Consider the following 19,597-nt stretch of genomic DNA (forward strand, 5'->3'; position numbering starts at 1 on the left):
GAAATGGACCCCCATTATCGGCAGGTCCGCAACATCCGGCCACCCACAAATTGGCGCTGGCGGATTCGTGCCATCAACATATAGGTACTATTTTGTCAAAATCACGATCTATTAAGCGACGAAACAAGCTGTCACATAAACGTGAACAATAGAGTCATATTTGGGGTGTGCGTTTACTAGAACGTGTCATGGCAAAGAATGTTCCGCCGCTTATTAAAGCGCAGTTGTGCGGAAGGCGTCAAGTAACTCGGCCATATCCGCCGGCACGGGCGCTTCGAAGTGCATGACCTCGCCTGTCGAAGGATGCTCAAAGGCGAGAAGCTGCGCGTGGAGGGCCTGGCGCGTAAAGCTCTTGACGATGCCCTGAAGCGGTTCGGCCAATTTGTTCGCCTTGGTCTTATAGGCGCTGCCATAGTCGAGATCCCCGACGAGGGGATGGCCGATATGCGCCATGTGTACGCGTATCTGATGCGTGCGCCCGGTCTCGAGCCGGCATTCGATCAAGGCAGCAAGGGCGGTGGCATCGTCCTTCGCGCCGAATTTCTCCATGACCTCGAAATGGGTGACGGCGTGGCGCGCGTCGTCGCGCTCCTCATGTACCACGGCCTGCTTGGTGCGGTCGCGGTGGGATCGGCCGAGGGGTGCGTCCACGGTCCCGGTCTTGCGATCGGGCGTGCCCCAGACGATCGCGAGATAGGCGCGTTCCAGATCGCCCGTCCGCCCGTGGTCGGCAAACTGCGCGCTGAGATGGCGATGCGCGAGATCGTTTTTTGCAACGACCATGACGCCGCTGGTTTCCTTGTCGAGGCGATGGACGATGCCGGGGCGCCTTACACCTCCAATGCCCGATAATGTATCGCCGCAGTGGTGGATCAGCGCATTGACGAGCGTGCCGCTCCAATTGCCGTTGCCTGGATGGACGACGAGGCCGGCGGGTTTGTTGATGACGATGAGATCGCTATCCTCGTAAAGAATATCGAGGGCGATTTCCTCGCCCTGCGGCGTTGCATCCTCGGGTTCGGGGACGGCAATCGCGATGCTCGCGCCTTCGCGCAGCTTGTGCTTGGCTTCGCGGATAATCTTGCCATCAATGCTGACCTGGCCTTCGCCGATGAGCGACTGGATGCGATTGCGCGACAGATCGGGGGCCAATTGGGCTGAAAGCCACGCATCCAGCCGCTTGCCAGCCGCTTCGCTATCGGCAATTAACTCTTTCAAAGACCGCGTCCCTTCGTTACAGAGGCTTGGTTTCGAAACCTCGGAGATGCCTTAATGGCTCAAATCAACCAAGAACTCGATGCGGAAGAACAGCCGCTCGATCCGGCGATGGAGCGGGTGCGCCGCAAGATGATACGGCTGCTCGCCGTATCCATCGGCATCATGGTTGTGGGTCTTATGGCCGTGCTGGCGGCGATTGTCTACAAGATTAACCAGCCGGTTCCCGAGGTCGCAGCGGCAGCGCACCATACGGTTCCGGGGCAGCCGCTCGGCGAGGCATTGGCCGGCGAATCGATCACGCTCGACCCCGGCACGCGCATCCTTTCCCACAATCTGTCGAACAATTCGCTTTCGCTCGAAACGCGGCTTGCCGACGGGACGCGGCAGATTCTGGTGTATGATGTTGCAACGAAGCGCGTCGTGGCGCGCATTGGCGAAGCTCCCGGGAAGTAGGGCAGGCTGTCGGATTACGACAGTCACAAATCATTATTGCACTTTGGCGCCGGCTTGATTATACCGCCAGAAGCAACTCGCTAAGCGCCCATCGTCTAGCGGTCAGGACGGCGCCCTCTCACGGCGCAAACAGGGGTTCGATTCCCCTTGGGCGTACCACCTTTCTTACATCCATGTTTATAGGTTCTAGTCGCTCAGACGTGGACTTCGCCGTGCTCTTTTTCGTCCGGGTCGGTCAGCAGCGCGAGATAGCCGAGCCACACATAGAACATCACCACGCCGGCCACCACGAGCCAGCCGGGGAGCGGTCCAAAGGTGGCGTTGCGGACGATCTCAGCCAGTGACCCGGCCACATCATGTACCGCCCCGCCATCCTGCAGTTTCGGCGTCGAAATCTTCAATACCCAGGCGAGGAGGAGGACGAGGAACATCCAGATATAGTTGCGGCGCAGCCGCCGCGACATTGCTGCCCTGGTAGAGATCATGAATTTCGGTCTGCGCAAATCCTCGCCGATCAGATGGCCCCATTTCGTGTCCGGATCTGGCATCGGATCGAGGATCTGAGCGAAATAGTGCTTTTCGAGCTTGCGAACGCGGCCGCGATAAACATCGAAAAAGCGGTATCGACGGGCCTCGATCAGGAGCAGGAGCTGTACCAGGATCATGGCGAAGATCAGGACGCCATGGTGGGATGTCGGCGTTGAGAGGGAGAGCGAAAGCATTGCCGCAACGCCGGTGATGGCCCAGTTGGTTGTTCGGTCTATCCGGTCGCGCCAACCTGCCATGCGGCCCATTTCCGCGCGGTGATAGTGCGCGACAACGGTAATGTATTCAGCTGAAGTTGCCGGCAGCGGCGGCGCCGTCCATCGTGTCTCCCCGCCGGCTGCGGCATCTCGAAGGTCGTCCATATCAGCCTCCCAACCGATATTTCCCCCCCCTTCAGGAGAAGTACATCAAACCGACGGAATATGCTGAAAAATCATCGCCAAGCGGCGTTTTTCAATTGTCCAGAAATGCCGCCATGCCGTGCGCCGCGGCGCGCCCCGTGGCAAAGCAGGCGGTGAGGAGATAACCGCCTGTCGGAGCCTCCCAATCCAGCATCTCTCCGGCGGCAAAGACGCCCGGGATCGACTTGAGCATGTAATTGTCGTCGAGGCCCTCCCATTTTATGCCGCCGGCCGAGGAGATGGCTTCGGCGATGGGACGCGGCCGAAGCAGCGGCAGTTTCAAGCTCTTTATGCTTGCGGCGAGACGCAGCGGGTGGGCAAGATCGGCCGGACTTGCATAGGCCCTGAGGAGCGCCGACTTTACGCCGTCAATGCCGGCGCCCTTGCGCAGGCGATTGCTGAAACTTGCCTTGTTATCCTGGCGCGCAAGGTCGCGGGCAAGCCGCTCCTCACTGCGTCCGGGCGCAAGATCGAGCGCCAGTTCTGCCCGCCCCTCACGTTGAAGCCGGTCGCGCAGTGCGGCGGAATGGGCGTAAACCAGGCTTCCCTCGATGCCATGGGTGCTGATCACGAATTCGCCGGGCAAGGAGCCTGCATCCGATGTTGCCGTGACCGACTTCACCGGTACGCCTGCGAATCGATCGAGAAATCCCTCATCCCAAGCGACGTCGAAGCCGCAATTTGCCGGGCGGAGGCCAGCCATCGGCACGCCCTTGGCGGCAAGCAACGGTTGCCAGCATCCGTCAGAGCCAAGTTTGGGCCAGCTCGCGCCGCCAAGCGCCAGCAGCGCCGCATCGCTGTGGATGATGGTTCGGCCCTCAGGCGTTTCAAATGCGTAGCCGCCTTCGGCAAAGCCTGTCCAGCGATGACGCGACTTGAGCACCACGCCACGCTGTTGCAACCGGGCAAGCCAGGCGCGCAGCAAAGGCGAGGCTTTCATGACCTTGGGAAAGACGCGGCCCGACGAGCCAACGAAGGTCTCAGTGCCAAGTCCGGCCGCCCACTGGCGGACATCGTCCGGCGTAAACGTATCGAGCGCCGCGCGCAGGTGACCTGAGGCAGCGCCGAATCGCCCGGCAAATCGCGCGTAGGCTTCGGAATGCGTGATGTTGAGCCCGGATTTTCCGGCAAGGAGAAATTTGCGGCCAAAGGTCGGCATGCTGTCGTAGACGGTGACAGTATAGCCCCCCGATGCGGACAGAAGTTCTGCGGCCATCAGTCCGGCCGGTCCACCGCCGATGATTGCGACGGCCTTTCCGCTTGGAAGTTCGTTCGCCATTGAATTCCTTCAGAAATGTTGCACGCAGTGTGATATGTGGACTAGTGCATTCAACTACACCATGTTGACTTGCGAGAGTTCCCCGTACATTAGTCGTACAACGGATGTCCATGCGAGGCTGGCGATCAGCTTCATCAATCGGGTCGTTCACCCTCGGACGAGCAACACGAAACCATTAATGTCTTCCATTCCCCATCACAGCGAACGCAAGACGATGTTCATCGTCGGTAACGGTCCGATCAAGGACAATCTCTCCGAGGATGTCGATCGTGCAGATTGTGTGGTTCGCTTCAACGAGCCCAAGTCATCGAAGGGCATGTCCGGGGTCAAGACCGACATTCTGTTCGTATGCAATTCAGGCAAGCCGATGCAGCGCCGCCTGACCGATCCGAACTATTTCGGCTCTCCGATCGTCCAGGGCGCGTCCGAAGTCATTTTTGCCTATCACCCGCAGATCATCGCCGAATATTTCCGCCAGCCGCATCTCCTCTCGCGGCTCAAGGGCCGGCGCGGTGACTGGACATTGCAGGCAATCGACGCTTTCGGCGCTGCGGGCAAATCGGTCTTGATCCTGCCCCCCCGGTTTTACAAGGATGGCTGTGCTGCGCTCGGTATTCCCGAAACTGCGCGCCGGGAGGTGTTCCCGAGTACCGGCTATTTCGGCCTGACCTATATCCTCCAACATTATGACCCGGCGGAATGGAAGATCGTCCTTTGCGGGTTCAGCTGGGAAGGCTGGCGCCGCCACTCCTGGGGCGACGAGCGCAAATGGGTCATGGACAGGGTGGAACAGAACATCCTCAACGTCATCGTATGAAGCTGGAAGCGAGGTCATATGAACAGGGAACTTGATATCTATATTGGCTGGGATTCACGCGAACCCATTGCCTACGAGGTTGCAAAGAGCACTATCCTCAAACATGCGAGCATTCCGGTCAATGTGATCCCGATCAAGCTGGAAGAGCTTGTCGAGAAAGGCGCCTATACCCGCGACATCGACCCGCTGGCTTCAACAGAATTCACCTATTCGCGCTTCTTCACCCCGTGGCTTGCCGGCTACAAGGGCTGGGCACTGTTTTGCGATTGCGATTTCCTGTTCTTCTCCGACGTGGCCAAGCTTTTAGATTACCGCGACGAATCGAAGGCAGTCATCTGCGTCAAGCATGACTACACCCCCAAGGAAGGCACCAAGATGGATGGCAAGGTGCAGACCAGCTATCCGCGCAAGAACTGGTCGTCCTTCATGCTCTTCAACTGCGAGCATCCGTCAACGCGCCAGCTGACGCCGGAATTGATCAACCGCGAAACGGGCGCCTATCTCCACCGGATGCAGTGGGCGAAGGATGATGAGATCGGCGAAGTTCCGGTCGAATGGAACTGGCTCGAAGGCTGGAATGAAAAGCCGGCCTGCGGCTATCCCAACGCCGTGCATTTCACCAATGGCGGCCCCTGGTTCAAGAATTGGCAGAACGTCGATTATGCCGACGAATGGCGATCAGCGGCAGACGCGGTCGATCCCAACTGGAAGGCGATCTGAATTGTGAAAAAAGCCCCGGGCGACCGGGGCTTTTTGGGCTCATGCCTATGACGCGCGCTTGGTCTTGACTTCGGCCATGCGCGGTTTGGTTTCGAGCCCGCTCTTGTAGAGATTGTTGCGGTCAAGTTTTTTCACGTCGCGCTCGCCGCACAGCGCCATGGTGATATCGAGTTCCTTGCGGATGATTTCGAGCGCCTCGCTCACGCCCTGCTTGCCGCCAGCGCCGAGGCCGTAAAGGAAGGCGCGTCCGATAAAAGTGCCCTTTGCGCCAATGGCGAGGGCCTTCAGGACATCCTGACCGGAGCGGATGCCGCCGTCGAACAGCACTTCGATCTTGTCGCCCACGGCGTCGACGATTTCGGCAAGCACAGAAATCGAGGAGGGCGCGCCATCGAGTTGACGCCCGCCGTGATTGGAAACGATTATGGCGTCGGCGCCGGTCGATACGGCCATCTTTGCATCTTCGACGTCGAGAATACCCTTGATGATGATCTTGCCGCCCCAGCGTTCCTTGATCCAGGCGACATCGCTCCAGGAGAGCCGCGGGTCGAACTGTTCCGCCGTCCAGACCGAGAGGGACGAGAGATCGCCGACGCCCTTGGCGTGGCCGACGATGTTGCGGAAGGTGTGCCGTTTTGTCTTCAACATGCCGAGGCACCATTGCGGGCGCGTCACCATCTGCCAGATGTGCTTCGGCGTGAATTTCGGCGGTGCGGAGAGGCCGTTGCGAATATCCTTATGGCGCTGGCCGAGAATCTGCAGGTCGAGCGTCAACACGAGGGCGGAGCATTTGGCAGCCTTGGCGCGGTCGATAAGATTGTAGATGAAATCACGGTCGCGCATCACGTAAAGCTGAAACCAGAAAGGCTTCGTCGTCGCTTCGGCGACGTCCTCGATCGAGCAGATGCTCATGGTCGAAAGCGTGAAGGGAACGCCGAACTCTTCGGCCGCCTGTGCCGCCAGGATCTCGCCATCGGCATGCTGCATGCCGGTAAGGCCAGTCGGCGCCAGAGCCACGGGCATCGATACCTTCTGGCCGATCATCGTGCTTTCCAGCGTGCGGTCGGTCATGTCGACGGCTACGCGCTGGCGCAGCTGAATCTTGCGAAAATCCTCTTCGTTGGCGCGATAAGTGCTTTCCGTCCAGGCGCCAGAGTCGGCATAGTCGAAGAACATCTTCGGTACGCGCCGCTTGGCAATTCGCTTCAGATCATTGATTTCAACTGATTTTGACATTTTTCCGTCCCGAGGCCTTGGTCCTTGCTTTTCATACTAATTGATAGGGTGGCGCAAGCACCAGAACCAAATTACCGCGCCTGACGGTTTTAATCATATACGGGTGCATATTTCACATATAAATTATTGCGTAAGGGTTTGTGTTTGCGTCACCAGTTTCGCTATGGTCAGGAAAGCCCATTGAATTGAACGAACAGGATGTGACGAATGCCAAAGCAACCGCTTCTCGTACTCGGGCCGTTGATGCCCTATCTCCTTGAAGAACTCGAAAAGCGCTATGCGGTGGAAAAGCTCTACGAGGAAAAGGATGCGCTCGGTTTCCTCGAAACGAATGCAAGCCGGTTTCGCGCCGCGGTAACGAGCACGTTTACCGGGCTGAAGGCTGACATGATCGACCTTTTGACGGCGGTCGAGATTGTTTCGTCATTCGGCGTCGGCACCGATTCTCTCGATGTTGCCTATGCGGAGAAGAAGGGCATCAAGGTCGCGAACACGCCGGACGTGCTCAACGAAGATACCGCCAACATGGCGATCGTGCTCCTCCTCGCCGCAACCCGCGATCTTGTGGCTAATGATCGCTTTGTGCGCTCCGGTCGCTGGGCGAGGGGCGAGAATGCACCCCTTGCCCTCGGCATCGAGGGAAAGAAGGTCGGGCTCGTTGGACTCGGCCGTATCGGCAGCGTCATTGCCCGCAAGCTTGAGGCTTTTGGCTGCGATGTCGTGTATCATACCCGCAACAGGAAGCCGGACGCGCCCTATACCCATTATGATGATCTCGTCGCCATGGCGCGCGACTGCGCCGCCCTTATCGCCATCCTGCCCGGAGGCGCGTCGACGCAGGGGATTATTTCACGCCAGGTGCTGCAGGCGCTCGGTCCTGAGGGAACCTTCGTCAATATCGCGCGAGGCACCGTCGTCGATGAGGCGGCACTCGTGGAACTGCTGCAGTCAGGCGAACTCGGCCGCGCCGGGATCGATGTGTTCGTCGACGAACCAAATGTTCCAGAGGCGCTGTTCACGCTCGATAATGTGGTGCTGCAGCCGCATATGGGCAGCGCGACGGTCGAAACCCGGAAGGCAATGGCCGACCGGGTCGTCTCGAACCTCGAGAAATATTTCGCGGCTAACTAACTTTCCCAAGCCGGCTGCGGTAGCAGCCGGTACCGAGTCTGCCTAGCCGAAGACCACGGTCTTGTGGCCGTTGAGCATGACGCGGGATTCGAGGTGCTTCTTCACGGCGCGGGCGAGCACGCGGCTTTCGATATCGCGGCCGGTGGCGACAAAGTCCTCGGCGCTCATCGCATGGCTGACGCGCTCGGTCTCCTGCTCGATGATCGGGCCTTCATCGAGATCCGGCGTGACATAGTGGGCGGTGGCGCCGATCAGTTTGACGCCGCGCTCATGCGCCTGGTGATAGGGCTTAGCGCCCTTGAAGCTCGGCAAGAACGAGTGGTGAATGTTGATTACCTTGCCGTAGAGCCGCTTCGAAAGGTTGTCGGACAGAACCTGCATGTAGCGGGCAAGGACGACAAGATCGGCGCCGCTGTCCTTGACGATCTTCAGGAGGGTTTCTTCCTGGTCGCGCTTGTTGTCCTTCGACACCGGCAGGACGTAATAGGGGATACCCTCGTGCTCGGCGAAACGACGGCTGTCCTCATGGTTGGAGACGATGGCAGCAACTTCGGCATCGAGCCAGCCAACGCGAATCTGGTAGATCAGATGTTGCAGCGCATGGTCAAACTTCGACACCATGATGATGATCTTCGGCTTTTTCGCCTGATCGGCGAGGCTCGTCTTCATGTCGAAGCGGTCGATGGCGGGCTTCAGCCCCCGTTCGACATCGTCCTTGGTCGTCCCTTCCGCCGCGGTGAAAGCGATGCGCATGAAGAAGCGGTTGGTCTGCCGGTCCCAGAACTGGTTGCTCTCGGCAATATTGGCATCCATGCCGGCAAGTTCGGTCGTCACCGAGGCGACGATGCCGGGACGGTCTTCGCAGGTCAGGGTCAAAACGTAATTCTTGTCAGGCATGGTAGCTCCGGATGCAGGCATTCAGGTCTTGGCGGATCATAGTGAGCGCCATTGAAGGGCGGCGATACAAATGCGAAGTGCTCAGTCCTTTTTCCGGCATCGGTGGGCAGCGTCAAATGAACTTTCCTCACTCAACGATGAGTTTTATCGTGAAACGCCCCGCGGCACGTCAGGATTGCGGCTTCGTCCCATACCAACGCGGCGTATAGACCCAGCTGCCACCATCGGCGCGGGGGAAACTTACCGAATGGGACGATCCGACGATCACCACCGTGCGCATATCAACTTGCTCCGGCGTCAATTCGCCAAGCGTAATGGTCCGCAGCGTTTCGCCAGGCCTGCCTATGTCGCGGCCGAGAACCACCGGCGTCGACGCACCACGATACTGACGCAGAATTTCGATCGCGCGCGGCAGCTGCCATGGGCGCGGCTTGGAAATCGGATTGTAGAAGGCCATGGCAAGGTCCGCCTCGGCGGCAAGCGCGATGCGCTTCTCGATGATCTTCCAAGGCTTGAGATTGTCGGAAAGCGAAAGAATGCAGAAATCGTGGCCGAGCGGGGCGCCACTGCGGCTTGCCGCCGCCATGGCCGCCGAAACGCCGGGCAGAATTTCGAGCTTGACGCCATGCCAGGCCGGATCTTGCGATTCGTGCAATGCCTCGACCACTGCGGCGGCCATGGCGAACACGCCGGGATCGCCGGAGGAAATCATCACAACGGAGCGGCCGGTCGCCGCCAATTCGAAGGCATGGCGGGCGCGCTGCATTTCCTCGCGATTGTCGGTCATGTGGATCGTCTGATCCGGCCGGAAAGGCCCCGCCATCCGCACATAGGTTTCATAGCCAAGCACATCTTCGGCTCGTTGCAGCGCCTGCTTGACGGCCGGAATCATGAAGTCGGGATCGCCGGGACCTAGACCGATGACGGACAGACGGCCGCGCTTCCGAGGGGCAGGACTGTTCTGCGGCACTGACTGAAATACGAGTTCGCCTTTTCCGGGAGCGGCATTGTCGGAGGTCACGCGAATGAGCAGATCTGCGTTCTCATCGACGGGCAGGCGCGCCTGCTCGAGCCAGGGAGCATCGCCCTCGATCCGCACCGTCTTGCCGGCGAGCAGATCCGCGATGAAGGTCTTTGCATCCTCCGGATTTTTAAGCACATAGCCCGGCGGAGGATTGAGCAAGCACGTGCCGAAATGCAATTCACCGGAGGTGGTGATCGCCGGAGCAACATTAAGGGTGGCGGCGATCTGCCTCGCGAGGACGTTGACGCCGGTGGTGCCGCCGAGCAAGGGAACGACGGCAGACCCGTCGTCGGCGCCGGCAAGAACGGGGGGCTCGCCTGTCTTGTTGCCGAGAAGTGGCGCCAGCGAGCGTATGGTGATGCCGGCGGCGCAAAGGGCAAGAATAGCGTTGCCGCGCGAATGGTGCTCGCGGATCGTATCGCCGAAATTGGCGAATGTCTCGTCGGCACCCTCAACGCGGCCTTCGAGCCCCAGGACCGTTGCGCCTTCTATACCCGCTTTGATGCGCCGCGCCGTTTCGATGCCGCGTACGGAAAGCACGAAAATGCTGAGCGGGCCGGTCATTCGCCGCTGCCTTGCCACTTTTCGCCCGGGACGAGGATGAGCGAAAAATAAGGCGACGTCTCGGGATCGACTTCGGCGAGCGGAATGATCCGTTGCGCTTGCATGGTCGCCCGTTCGACGTAGAGCGCGCGGTCCGTGAGGCCAAGTTCCTCGATGACGCCCCGAACTTTGCTCAGGTTTTTACCGAGCTTCATGATTGCCGCTGCCTCCGTGGCGGCAAGGCGCATCTTCAAATCGGCCGCAGGCAGGACGCCGGACAAAACGGTAAGCGTCTGGTTACGGTAGACTAGCGGCGCGCCGAGCACCGCTGCGCCGCCGAGAATGGAGCAGACGCCGGGAACGACTTCGGTCTCGTAGTCTTCCGCCAGCCGGTCGTGGATATACATGAACGAGCCGTAGAAGAACGGATCGCCCTCGGCGATCACAGCGACGTCGCTGCCGGCATCGAGATGGCGGCGTAACAGGCCGGTGATTTCACCATAAAAGTCGCTGACGATCGCCTCGTAATTCATATGCGCCGGCAGGATCTCGGTTGTAACCGGATAGACGAGCGGGACCAGAAGTTGATTGTCCCTGAGATACTGTTCGACGATGGTCAACGCGTTGCCCTTCTTGCCTTTGGCGGCATGATAGGCGACGACCGGCGCGCCTTGCAGCAGGCGCAGCGCCTTCAGGGTGATGAGTTCGGGATCGCCGGGACCAACGCCCAGCCCGAAGAGCCGTCCCTTTTGCGGCATCATTCCTTCTCCGAGGCAAGCGCGTTGATGGCTGCCGCCGCCATGGCGCTGCCGCCGCGCCGCCCATGCACGACGACATAGGGTATGCCGCGGCTGTTTTCGGCGAGAGCAGCTTTCGATTCCATGGCGCCGACGAATCCGACGGGAAAACCGAGGATCAGCGCAGGCTTCGGAGCGCCGGCATCGATCATTTCGAGGAGGCGAAAGAGCGCGGTCGGCGCATTGCCAAAGGCCACGACGGCGCCAGGGAGATACGGGCGCCAGAGTTCTAACGCCGCGGCCGAGCGCGTATTGCCGAGTTCGCGCGCCAGTATCTGCACTGACGGATCGTTCAGCGTGCAGATGACATCGTTATCGGCAGGAAGCCTTGCGCGGGTGACACCCTCGGCCACCATGCGCGCATCGCAAAGGATCGGCGCACCGTTCAAAAGCGCGTTGCGGCCCGCGGTCCCGGCACCTTCGGAGAAGGCGAGGTCATCGATAACATCGACCATGCCGCAGGCATGGGCGACGCGCACGGCCAATTTTTCGAGATCGGCGGGGATGCGGCTGAGATCAGCCTCGGAACGGATGATGGCGAACGAGCGATCATAGATCGCCTGGCCGTCGCGAATATAATCTAGCATTAACTGGCCCCGAAATTCTTGCCGATCAAATCGGCCGCTTCCTCGATAGTGACATTGGCAGCCAATAGCTTGCCAAAACGCGACGGTCCATTGGTCGCTTGCAGAAAGATGTCATAGTGGCCGGGCGCTGTCGCAACCAGCGTAATGGGACGTGCCCCGGGCGATGCGCAGGATTTCATGCAGCCGCTCACATGTATCTGCGGGGAAGCGGATGTCGGGCCGAGCAGGGTGGCGAGCTTAAACCCGTCAGCCTGAGTGGCGGCGAGGGCGGAACTGCAACCGGCTGATCCTGAACAACTGATCATCGTGGCGAGCGGCGTTTCAGGGTCCGAATGCAGGCCCAACGCTTCGAGACGAGCGAGGACGCTCTGCGCCCCAGCCGTAGAAATCCCCGGCAATAGGATGCTTTGCCAGGGCGTCAGGCGCAGGTGGCCATTGCCCTGTTCTTGAGCCAGCGCAGCAAGGGCGACGAGCACATCTGGATCAAGACGGCCAAGGGGCGGCATGGCGCCAATGAGGAAAGTGCTTGCACTCTCAATAAGGACGCCGAGGTGTCCATGCGCCCGAGGCTGCCGTCTCAACCATGGGGCAGAAGCATCGTGTCCTACCGAATGGCCGAGCCCCCGCTCCAATTGTTGCAGAAAGTCTGCCTCTCCAATATCCGCAAGAAAGTGGCGCATGCGCGAGGCGGCGGGGTTGCCTCGGCTCCATTCGAGAAACAGGTCGATAATGCTGGTGACGACCGCAAAGACCTCATCGCCGTTGACCCTCCCGAGCGCCGGGCGATCGTCTCGCACCGTTGGGGGCACACCGGCAATGCCGAAGGCAAATTGCGATGTCTTGCTTTCGGGATCGATCGGGCTAACCCAGATATCGTGCGGGTGTTCAACCATCCCGACAGTCTCGCCGCCGTCCACGAGCACCGAGAATTTCGGTGATAGCGTCTGATAACCGGCATTGAGTTGCAAGGCCGTGAGCAGGCGTAAGGCGAGCGGGCGAACATCGACAAGCGCATGATCGACCCCGGCAACCGGACTGACCATGACGTTACGAACATCGTCACCGCGATCCGTCAGCGGCCCAAGTCCGGCATCGAGCAACGCCGCTATCAGGAGCGCTTCAGTTTCCGCGCGAACGCCGCGTATCTGCAGGTTTGCACGGTTGGTGATCTCGATGATGCCATTTCCGAACTTTTCCGCCGCTTCAGCCACCTGCCGTGCCTGTTCGGCGCTGAGTTCGCCGAAGGTGAGCTTTACCCGGCAAATGCCGCCATCAAGCGCCTTGGCCATGCGAAACAGGCCGGGACAGGCGGAACGCCGGTCTTCGATAGTAAAATTCGGGGCAATTGGCGCGCGCTGACTCATGGTTTGACGGTTTTACAGGATGGCCGGCAGCGTGCCAACAGCGATGACAGGAGCGGCAGGCGCGTTGGCCGTTTCGTTGACCTCACGTCTGCTTTCGGGCATGCATGGACCATGAACGACGAAGAAATCACGGCACAGTGGCTGACTGTAGTTGGAATCGGCGAGGACGGTTATGGCGGGCTTGGCGAAGCCGCCCGGCGCGCTCTTGCCGAGGCGGGAACCATTTTTGGCGGCAGGCGCCATCTGGAACTCCTGCCCGACAATCTCGAAGCAAAGCGCGTTGCCTGGCCGACACCGTTTTCCGACGCCTATCCGATGCTGCTTGCTTTACGCGGTCACCCCGTCGTGGTGCTCGCCAGCGGCGACCCTATGCATTTCGGCATGGGCGCGGCGCTGACACGCCATATCGAGCGCAGCGAGATGCGAATACTTCCTGCCCCGTCCTCGTTCGCGCTCGCAGCCGCTGCAATGGGCTGGCCCATTCAGGAAAGCCAGTTGCTGAGCGTTCATGGCCGGCCAATCGAGACGCTGTTCAAAGCCTTTGTTCCCAACGCCAAACTCATCGTCCTCAGCAATGACGGCGATACACCTGCCAATGTGGCGGGAATGCTCGCCCAGCGCGGATTTGCTGGCGCCAGGCTGACAGTGCTCGAACATCTCGGCGGACCGGTTGAGCGCCGGATTGATGGCGTTGCCGGCTCCTGGGATCATCCGCGATGTGCGAATCTCAATGTCGTGGCCGTCGATTGCGGCGTGGTCGGCCAGGAAACGCGAACCTTTCCACTGCTGGCCGGTTTGCCGGATGACGCGTTCGAACATGACGGACAACTGACCAAACGTGATGTCCGTGCCGTGACGCTCGCGCATCTCGCCCCGCTTCCCGGCGAATTGCTGTGGGATGTCGGAGCAGGCTGCGGTTCGATCGGCATCGAGTGGATGCGCAGCCACCCGATGTGCCGGGCGCTCGCAGTCGAACCCAACGACAAGCGGCAGCAGTTCATTTTGCACAATAGCCGCGCGCTGGGCGTGCCGGACCTTCATCTTGTTCGCGGCGAAGCGCCTGCAGCCCTCGCCGAACTGCCGGCTCCCGACGCGATCTTCATCGGCGGGGGCGTCACCGACCCCGATGTACTTTCCACCTGCTGGGCCCACCTGAAACCTGGCGGCCGCCTCGTCGCAAATGCCGTGACCATCGAAGGCGAAATGACGCTCGTCGATTGGCGCAGGAAGCATGGCGGTGACCTGACCAAGCTTGCAGTTTCGCAGGCACAACCCCTTGGAAGCTTCGACGCCTGGCGCGCTGCGCTGCCCGTTACGATCTATATGGTTCGAAAGACCATTTGACCGCCGCCTGCTCGTGGACGAGACAGGATTGAGACAGGTTTGTGGGGTTTAAAGACAGTGGGAGGATTGCAATCGAGTGTGAAATCATATTGAACGGCGCATAAACCCGCCTATGCGGTGGTTATGGCCGTTCTGAGTTCCCATCTTGATAGCAATCAGGGAGTTTCAAGCAGGAAACGCGCATGGCAACGTATAAATATTTCACCTGGCCCTTCATTTTTACATTTGTTGGTCTCGCGCTCGGTACTTGGATCGGTTTCATTTATTCAGGAACCGTACAGGGCGCACTTTCGGTCCTTTTCATTTGTGCTGTCCTCGGCATCCTCGAAATCTCGTTGTCTTTCGACAACGCTATCGTCAACGCCAAGATCCTGCGGGACATGACACCAACGTGGCAGCGGCGCTTCCTGACCTGGGGCATCATAATCGCCGTGTTCGGCATGCGGATTATCTTTCCACTGGCAATCGTCGCCATTGCGGCCTGGATCGATCCAATTTCGGCGCTGAAACTCGCCATCTCCAATCCGGAAGAATATGCCCGCATCATGCAGGACGCGCATGTATCCATTGCGGCATTCGGCGGCACTTTCCTGCTGATGGTCGGCCTGAAGTTCTTTTTCGATCACGAGAAGGACGTCCATTGGATCAAGGTTATCGAGGCAAATGCCTCCCGGTTTGCCTCGATCCAGGGTATTGAGGTCGCGGTTGCGCTGCTTCTCATCATATTCTTCTCGCGCCAGCTCGAGGGCGAGGAATCTGTGACGTTCCTGACGTCGGCCATTTACGGCCTCTTGACCTTCCTCTTCGTCGAAGGGCTGGGCGCGGTTCTCGATGCGACCCAGGAGCAGATGGACACGGTGCACAAGGGTGGGCTCGGCGCCTTCCTTTACCTCGAAATGCTCGATGCCAGCTTCTCGTTCGATGGCGTTATCGGGGCATTCGCCCTCTCGACAAATCTCTTCGTCATTGCGATCGGCCTTGGCATCGGCGCCTTCTATGTGCGGGCGCTGACGATCATGATGGTCGACAAGGAAACGCTCGGCCAATATCGCTACCTTGAGCACGGCGCCTTCTACGCGATCCTCGTTCTCGCCCTGATCATGTATTGCCAGACGCTGGTTCACATTCCGGAGGTGATAACAGGTGTGATCGGCGCAGCGCTCATCATGTTCGCCTTCTTCTCCTCGATCCGCTACCGCCGGCGTCACGGCGAGACCCAGGAGGCTTGAGGCGGAACGAAGGCGACGCTGTGGCATCCGGAACCAGGAGCATCTTCCAACGGTTGAGCCCTTCCCACCGAAACGGAGAACTGTCTGATGGAACTTGATCCTCAAAGCGCCTATTCCGCCATACAAACCGCGATAAGACAGGCGAGCGCGCTGGTTGTCGCCTATTCGTTTTCGGTGATCGGCGCGATCTTGCTCATGGTCATAGGGTTTCTTGTGGCAGGGCTCGTCGAGCGCTGGCTCTTTGCCGGTCTCGGCCGTGTCGGCGGCTTCGACCTTACCTTGCGTCGCTTCCTTTCAAAGATCGCGCGCTATTTCGTGCTCGGGCTCGTGGTTGTCATGGTGCTCGGCCAGTTCGGTATCCAGACAGCATCGGTCATTGCCGCCATTGGCGCGGTAGGTCTCGCTATCGGTCTGGCGCTCCAGGGAACACTGCAGAATATAGCCGCCGGTATTATGCTCTTGGCGCTGCGGCCGCTGCGGATCGGCGAATATGTCGAAGTCGGCAGCGTTTCCGGCACTGTTGAGGAGATAGGGCTCTTTGCGACGCGATTGCGTGCCGCTGATGGGATCTACATTCTGGCTCCGAATTCGACGCTCTGGACGCTGCCGGTCAAGAATTATACGCGCAACGGCGTGCGCCGGAACGATATCACCATCACGATTCCCAATTCGAATGACATCGAGGCAATGCAGAAATCGCTGATGAAGCTCGCCGAGCGCGATGGGCGCGTGAAAAAGGAACCGACTCCTGCCGCATTTGTCGCGGACCTCGGCGATAGCAGCGTGTCGATAACCTTGCGCTACTGGACCTCTGTCGGCGATTTCGCCGCGACCCAGGCCGAAATGAACAAAAACGTCCGCAATACCCTGAACCAAATGGCTTGATCATATCAGTGCTCGCCAAAGCGCCGCTGGACCACCGCTTCGGGGCGCCCAAGGGACGGGTGGATTTGGCGCCTCGGCTAATCTAATATCGTCTGGAACATCGCGCGAGGGCTAAGGATGGCGCGCAGGGGGATAGCCAGTCCGGACAGGTTTCAAGGCGTCGAGCGGCCTTCGTCACTCGAGATGAGCCATATAACGCTGCAGGACGCCACCTTCGGCAGGCTCAAATGGCGGCACGATGACAATGGCATTCCCGTCCAGCTGGAGCAGGCGGACGGCTACATGATTTGCTATCAAAGGAACCATCTTCCGGCGCGGCCACGTTGGATAGTTGGGAAGCCGGTAACGTCCGTGTCATTGGATCCAGGCGAATTTCTGCTCCTCGACCTTAGAAGGCGCTACACAGCGGTCGAGGCCGGGGACGTCGACTGCGTCTCGATGTTCGCGCCCCATGCCTCGATTAGCGAATTCCACCTGGAGAACGATCTGGCGCCCTTCTCGACGCTCCGGGATAGAGACGTGTTTGGTTATTCAGATATCATCGTGCGAAACTTGATGGAATGTTTCGTACCTGCATTCGAGCGGCCTGACGCTGCCTCGCGCCTCTTCCTTGACCAGCTCACTATAACGCTGCTGTCCCATCTGACGATGTTTTACGGGGAACAGACAACCGAGTTCCGTGCGGTCAAAGGAGGATTGGCTCCGCGGCAAGAGCGGAGGGTGAAGGACCTTCTGCTCGCGAACCTGAAAGGCGATATCGGGCTCGACGTTCTCGCCAAGGAAACCGGCCTTTCCCGCGCTCATCTCGCTCGATCCTTCAAGATCAGCACGGGTCGTTCGCCCATGATGTGGCTGCAGAACCAGCGCCTGGAGAAGGCGGTGACGTTGCTTCTGGGAACGAGCCTTACTATCCAGGCGATCGCCGACGATTGCGGCTTTGCTGACCACAGTCACCTCACCAAAGTTTTCCTCAAGCGCTTCAAGGCCTCCCCGGGCGAATGGCGCCGCAAGCACAAGTTGTGAGTGGACCGAACAGCCGACGACCGTGCCCATTCAAGCATATGTGATTTCGGCCGCTCTCAAATCAGCACTCCAGTACACAAAACAGCACGCACGTACCTCGCAGGATAATCGATGCTGAATATTATTCCTCCCGCAGTTGGCGTTGAGGGGAATGGCCATGCAGATCTCGGTTCATCAGGCGCGTTCGATCATTGCGGCCGGGGAAGCCCGTGCCCAGACGATCGGGATAGCGGTCAATATTGCGGTGCTTGACGATGGCGCCCACCTCAAAGCTTTCAGCCGCATGGATGGAGCATTGCTCGGGTCCATAGATATCGCTCTGGGCAAGGCCAAAACGGCCGCTCTCTTCCAGATGGCGACGGAGACCGTTGGTGAGTTCTGCAAGCCGGGAGGCGGATCGCCAGGGCTTGAGCAGACCAATGGCGTTCTCGTGGTATTTGGCGGCGGCCTGCCTCTGACGGCACCCGACGGAACTTTCCTCGGGGCGGTAGGCGTGTCGGGAGGGGCCGTAGCACAGGACATGGACGTCGCCCGGGCGGCCGTTTCAGGCCTCGACTGACGCTCTCAAAACTCACATCAACTAGGCCAACAAGAGGAGAATGGAATGTCCAGGACGATCCTTATCACCGGTGCTGGGTCAGGCTTCGGTAAAGCTGCTGCGATCGGGATGGCTAAAAACGGTCATAACATCATCGCCACAGCACACGTGTCTTCGCAAGTCACGCCGTTGCGCGAAGAAGCGGCTGCGCTCGGCCTCAACAACCTCCGTGTCGAACGCCTGGATCTCGACGATCCGTACGACATCAAACAGGCCATTGGATGGGAATTCGATGTCTTGTGGAACAATGCCGGCATGGGCGAGGCGGGTCCGGTCTGGGAAATCCCGATCGACCTTGTTCGCCGTAACTTCGAGGTCAATGTCATTTTGCCCCTTCAGCTTACGCAGGGCGTTGTCCAGAAATGGGTGAGGCAGGGCAAGAAAGGCAAGGTCGTCTTCACATCGTCAATGGGCGGGCTTTTTACCCCGGCCAACTGGGGCACGTATGTTTCGACCAAGCATGCGCTGGAATCGATCGCTGAAGCGTTGCAGCAGGAACTCAGTGCCTATGGGATCAAGATTCAGACGATCAATCCCGGCGCTTACTACACCGGTTATAATGAAACCATGGCCGATAACCCATTCCGTTGGCTGGACGATTCCACAAATTTCACCAAGCGCGCCGACCTGCGCAAGGGGTTCGACGATTTCTTCGCAACGCCCGAGGGTAAAATGGACCCGCAGGAAATGATCGATCGCATGATCGAGGTCGTGCCCGCCGACACCGGCAAATTCCGCAATGTGGTGCCGAAAGCGATCGAAAACATGCTGAAGGAACATCAGTTGGCGGCCTGGGAAAACCAAATCTAGGCGGTCCGGCCCGTGCACGGCTGCGACTGATTATTACCAGTGGAGGAGATAGCCATGGCAGGATTTGGCACATTGTTGGCAGTAGCGGTCTCAGGCTTCGCCGTGGCCGCGCTGGCTCCATTGGCGCACGCACGGGCAGACACGGCAGATGCGAACAAGGCGATCATCCAGCGCGCGTTCGATGCGTGGGCCGCGGGAACAGGCGGCCCATACGATTTGCTGGCCGATGATGCGGCGTGGACCATTACCGGCAATTCACTCGCTTCGAAGACCTATCCGAATCGCGAAGCCTTCATGAGTGAAGTGATCCGGCCATTCAACGCGCGCATGCGCGCCGGCCTGAAGCCATCAATTCGCAATATCTATGCAGAAGGCGACACCGTCGTCGTTTTCTTCGATGCGAGTGGCACTGCACGCGACGGCAAACCCTATGCAAATACCTATGCCTGGTTCCTCGATCTGAAAGACGGCAAGATCGGCAAGGCGCACGCTTTCTTTGACAGCATCGCCTTCAACGATTTCTGGACAAGGGTCCAGCCAGTTCCTTGAACTGGAAGGTGCTCGCCTAGGGCGGGTTGCGGCACGATGCGACGAGGCAAACATATTAACTCGGGCATCGGTGATTGGTGATCCCGACTGGATTCGAACCAGTGGCCTACAGATTAGGAACATTACTTCGTTATAATGATTTCAAC

General features: G+C 59.3%; 20 protein-coding genes and 1 tRNA gene. 12 read left to right on the forward strand and 9 right to left on the reverse strand.

The genetic code is table 11. The features are described from left to right. Positions 1-213: 213 nt before the first annotated feature. Positions 214-1,218: an RluA family pseudouridine synthase gene (locus BLR72_RS10785; RefSeq protein ID WP_091948152.1), complete on the reverse strand. Its 1,005-nt coding sequence runs from the start codon at positions 1,216-1,218 to the stop codon at positions 214-216. Positions 1,219-1,272: 54 nt separating this feature from the next. Between BLR72_RS10785 and BLR72_RS10790 the strand changes: the two genes are divergently transcribed. Beyond that, the gene (locus BLR72_RS10790; protein ID WP_027231280.1) at positions 1,273-1,671 is read left to right on the forward strand and encodes a hypothetical protein; all 399 of its coding nucleotides are present in this window, start codon (positions 1,273-1,275) and stop codon (positions 1,669-1,671) included. An 84-nt stretch (positions 1,672-1,755) separates the two neighbouring features. Beyond that, a tRNA-Glu gene (locus BLR72_RS10795) sits at positions 1,756-1,830 on the forward strand. A 35-nt stretch (positions 1,831-1,865) separates the two neighbouring features. Here the strand turns inward: BLR72_RS10795 and BLR72_RS10800 are convergent. Together BLR72_RS10800 and BLR72_RS10805 are read right to left on the reverse strand one after the other, a co-directional pair. Next, positions 1,866-2,579 (reverse strand): DUF2270 domain-containing protein, encoded by a 714-nt coding sequence (locus BLR72_RS10800; protein WP_027231281.1) that lies wholly within the window; start codon positions 2,577-2,579, stop codon positions 1,866-1,868. Positions 2,580-2,670: 91 nt separating this feature from the next. Continuing rightward, positions 2,671-3,897 carry a TIGR03862 family flavoprotein gene (locus BLR72_RS10805; RefSeq protein WP_091948155.1) on the reverse strand — a complete coding sequence of 409 codons (1,227 nt, stop codon included), beginning with the start codon at positions 3,895-3,897 and terminating at the stop codon, positions 2,671-2,673. Between the two features lie 178 nt (positions 3,898-4,075). Here BLR72_RS10805 and BLR72_RS10810 point away from each other — a divergent pair, with 178 nt between their 5' ends. Both BLR72_RS10810 and BLR72_RS10815 read left to right on the forward strand, forming a co-directional pair. Further along, positions 4,076-4,714 carry a hypothetical protein gene (locus BLR72_RS10810; protein WP_091948156.1) on the forward strand — a complete coding sequence of 213 codons (639 nt, stop codon included), beginning with the start codon at positions 4,076-4,078 and terminating at the stop codon, positions 4,712-4,714. An 18-nt stretch (positions 4,715-4,732) separates the two neighbouring features. Further along, positions 4,733-5,434 carry a glycosyltransferase gene (locus BLR72_RS10815; protein WP_091948159.1) on the forward strand — a complete coding sequence of 234 codons (702 nt, stop codon included), beginning with the start codon at positions 4,733-4,735 and terminating at the stop codon, positions 5,432-5,434. Between the two features lie 45 nt (positions 5,435-5,479). On the opposite strand, the gene BLR72_RS10820 is transcribed toward BLR72_RS10815, so the two are convergent. After that, on the reverse strand, positions 5,480-6,670 hold the full coding sequence (locus tag BLR72_RS10820) for an alpha-hydroxy acid oxidase (RefSeq protein WP_091948162.1): 1,191 nt from the start codon (positions 6,668-6,670) through the stop codon (positions 5,480-5,482). A gap of 207 nt (positions 6,671-6,877) precedes the next feature. Here BLR72_RS10820 and BLR72_RS10825 point away from each other — a divergent pair, with 207 nt between their 5' ends. Next, positions 6,878-7,801, forward strand: coding sequence for a 2-hydroxyacid dehydrogenase (locus tag BLR72_RS10825; protein ID WP_091948165.1), 924 nt, complete (start codon positions 6,878-6,880; stop codon positions 7,799-7,801). 42 nt (positions 7,802-7,843) lie between these two features. Here BLR72_RS10825 and purU read toward each other — a convergent pair whose 3' ends face one another. The 5 genes from purU to cobG form a co-directional block, all read right to left on the reverse strand. Next, entirely contained in the window at positions 7,844-8,698 is an 855-nt protein-coding gene (purU, locus tag BLR72_RS10830; protein ID WP_027231287.1) for a formyltetrahydrofolate deformylase, read from the reverse strand. A 169-nt stretch (positions 8,699-8,867) separates the two neighbouring features. Continuing rightward, a complete protein-coding gene (gene cobJ, locus BLR72_RS10835; protein WP_091948168.1) occupies positions 8,868-10,286 on the reverse strand; it encodes a precorrin-3B C(17)-methyltransferase in 1,419 nt (472 codons plus the stop codon). After that, a complete protein-coding gene (locus BLR72_RS10840; protein WP_091948655.1) occupies positions 10,283-11,023 on the reverse strand; it encodes a precorrin-2 C(20)-methyltransferase in 741 nt (246 codons plus the stop codon). Before BLR72_RS10840 ends, cobJ begins: the two co-directional genes overlap by 4 nt. Then, positions 11,023-11,649 (reverse strand): precorrin-8X methylmutase, encoded by a 627-nt coding sequence (locus BLR72_RS10845; RefSeq protein ID WP_091948171.1) that lies wholly within the window; start codon positions 11,647-11,649, stop codon positions 11,023-11,025. The genes BLR72_RS10840 and BLR72_RS10845 overlap by 1 nt, the downstream gene beginning before the upstream one ends. Further along, positions 11,649-13,013, reverse strand: a complete 1,365-nt coding sequence (gene cobG, locus BLR72_RS10850) for a precorrin-3B synthase (protein ID WP_091948174.1) — start codon at positions 13,011-13,013, stop codon at positions 11,649-11,651. Before cobG ends, BLR72_RS10845 begins: the two co-directional genes overlap by 1 nt. Before the next feature lie 111 nt (positions 13,014-13,124). On the opposite strand from cobG, the gene cbiE reads away from it, so the two are divergent. The 7 genes from cbiE to BLR72_RS10885 all read left to right on the forward strand — a co-directional run bounded on the left by cbiE (position 13,125) and on the right by BLR72_RS10885 (position 19,451). After that, positions 13,125-14,357 carry a precorrin-6y C5,15-methyltransferase (decarboxylating) subunit CbiE gene (cbiE, locus tag BLR72_RS10855; RefSeq protein ID WP_091948657.1) on the forward strand — a complete coding sequence of 411 codons (1,233 nt, stop codon included), beginning with the start codon at positions 13,125-13,127 and terminating at the stop codon, positions 14,355-14,357. 182 nt (positions 14,358-14,539) lie between these two features. Further along, positions 14,540-15,586, forward strand: a complete 1,047-nt coding sequence (locus tag BLR72_RS10860) for a DUF475 domain-containing protein (protein WP_027231293.1) — start codon at positions 14,540-14,542, stop codon at positions 15,584-15,586. A gap of 87 nt (positions 15,587-15,673) precedes the next feature. Then, positions 15,674-16,471: a mechanosensitive ion channel family protein gene (locus BLR72_RS10865; RefSeq protein WP_091948176.1), complete on the forward strand. Its 798-nt coding sequence runs from the start codon at positions 15,674-15,676 to the stop codon at positions 16,469-16,471. Between the two features lie 117 nt (positions 16,472-16,588). Continuing rightward, positions 16,589-17,494 (forward strand): AraC family transcriptional regulator, encoded by a 906-nt coding sequence (locus tag BLR72_RS10870; protein WP_091948179.1) that lies wholly within the window; start codon positions 16,589-16,591, stop codon positions 17,492-17,494. Positions 17,495-17,651: 157 nt separating this feature from the next. After that, complete coding sequence (locus BLR72_RS10875; protein WP_091948660.1) at positions 17,652-18,053, forward strand: GlcG/HbpS family heme-binding protein; 402 nt, start codon at positions 17,652-17,654, stop codon at positions 18,051-18,053. Between the two features lie 45 nt (positions 18,054-18,098). Then, positions 18,099-18,902 (forward strand): SDR family oxidoreductase, encoded by an 804-nt coding sequence (locus BLR72_RS10880; protein WP_027231296.1) that lies wholly within the window; start codon positions 18,099-18,101, stop codon positions 18,900-18,902. A 54-nt stretch (positions 18,903-18,956) separates the two neighbouring features. Further along, entirely contained in the window at positions 18,957-19,451 is a 495-nt protein-coding gene (locus BLR72_RS10885; RefSeq protein ID WP_091948182.1) for a nuclear transport factor 2 family protein, read from the forward strand. The last annotated feature ends 146 nt before the right edge of the window (positions 19,452-19,597 follow it).

This window comes from Phyllobacterium sp. YR620 (genome assembly GCF_900104165.1).
Classification (GTDB): Bacteria; Pseudomonadota; Alphaproteobacteria; order Rhizobiales; family Rhizobiaceae; genus Phyllobacterium; species Phyllobacterium pellucidum.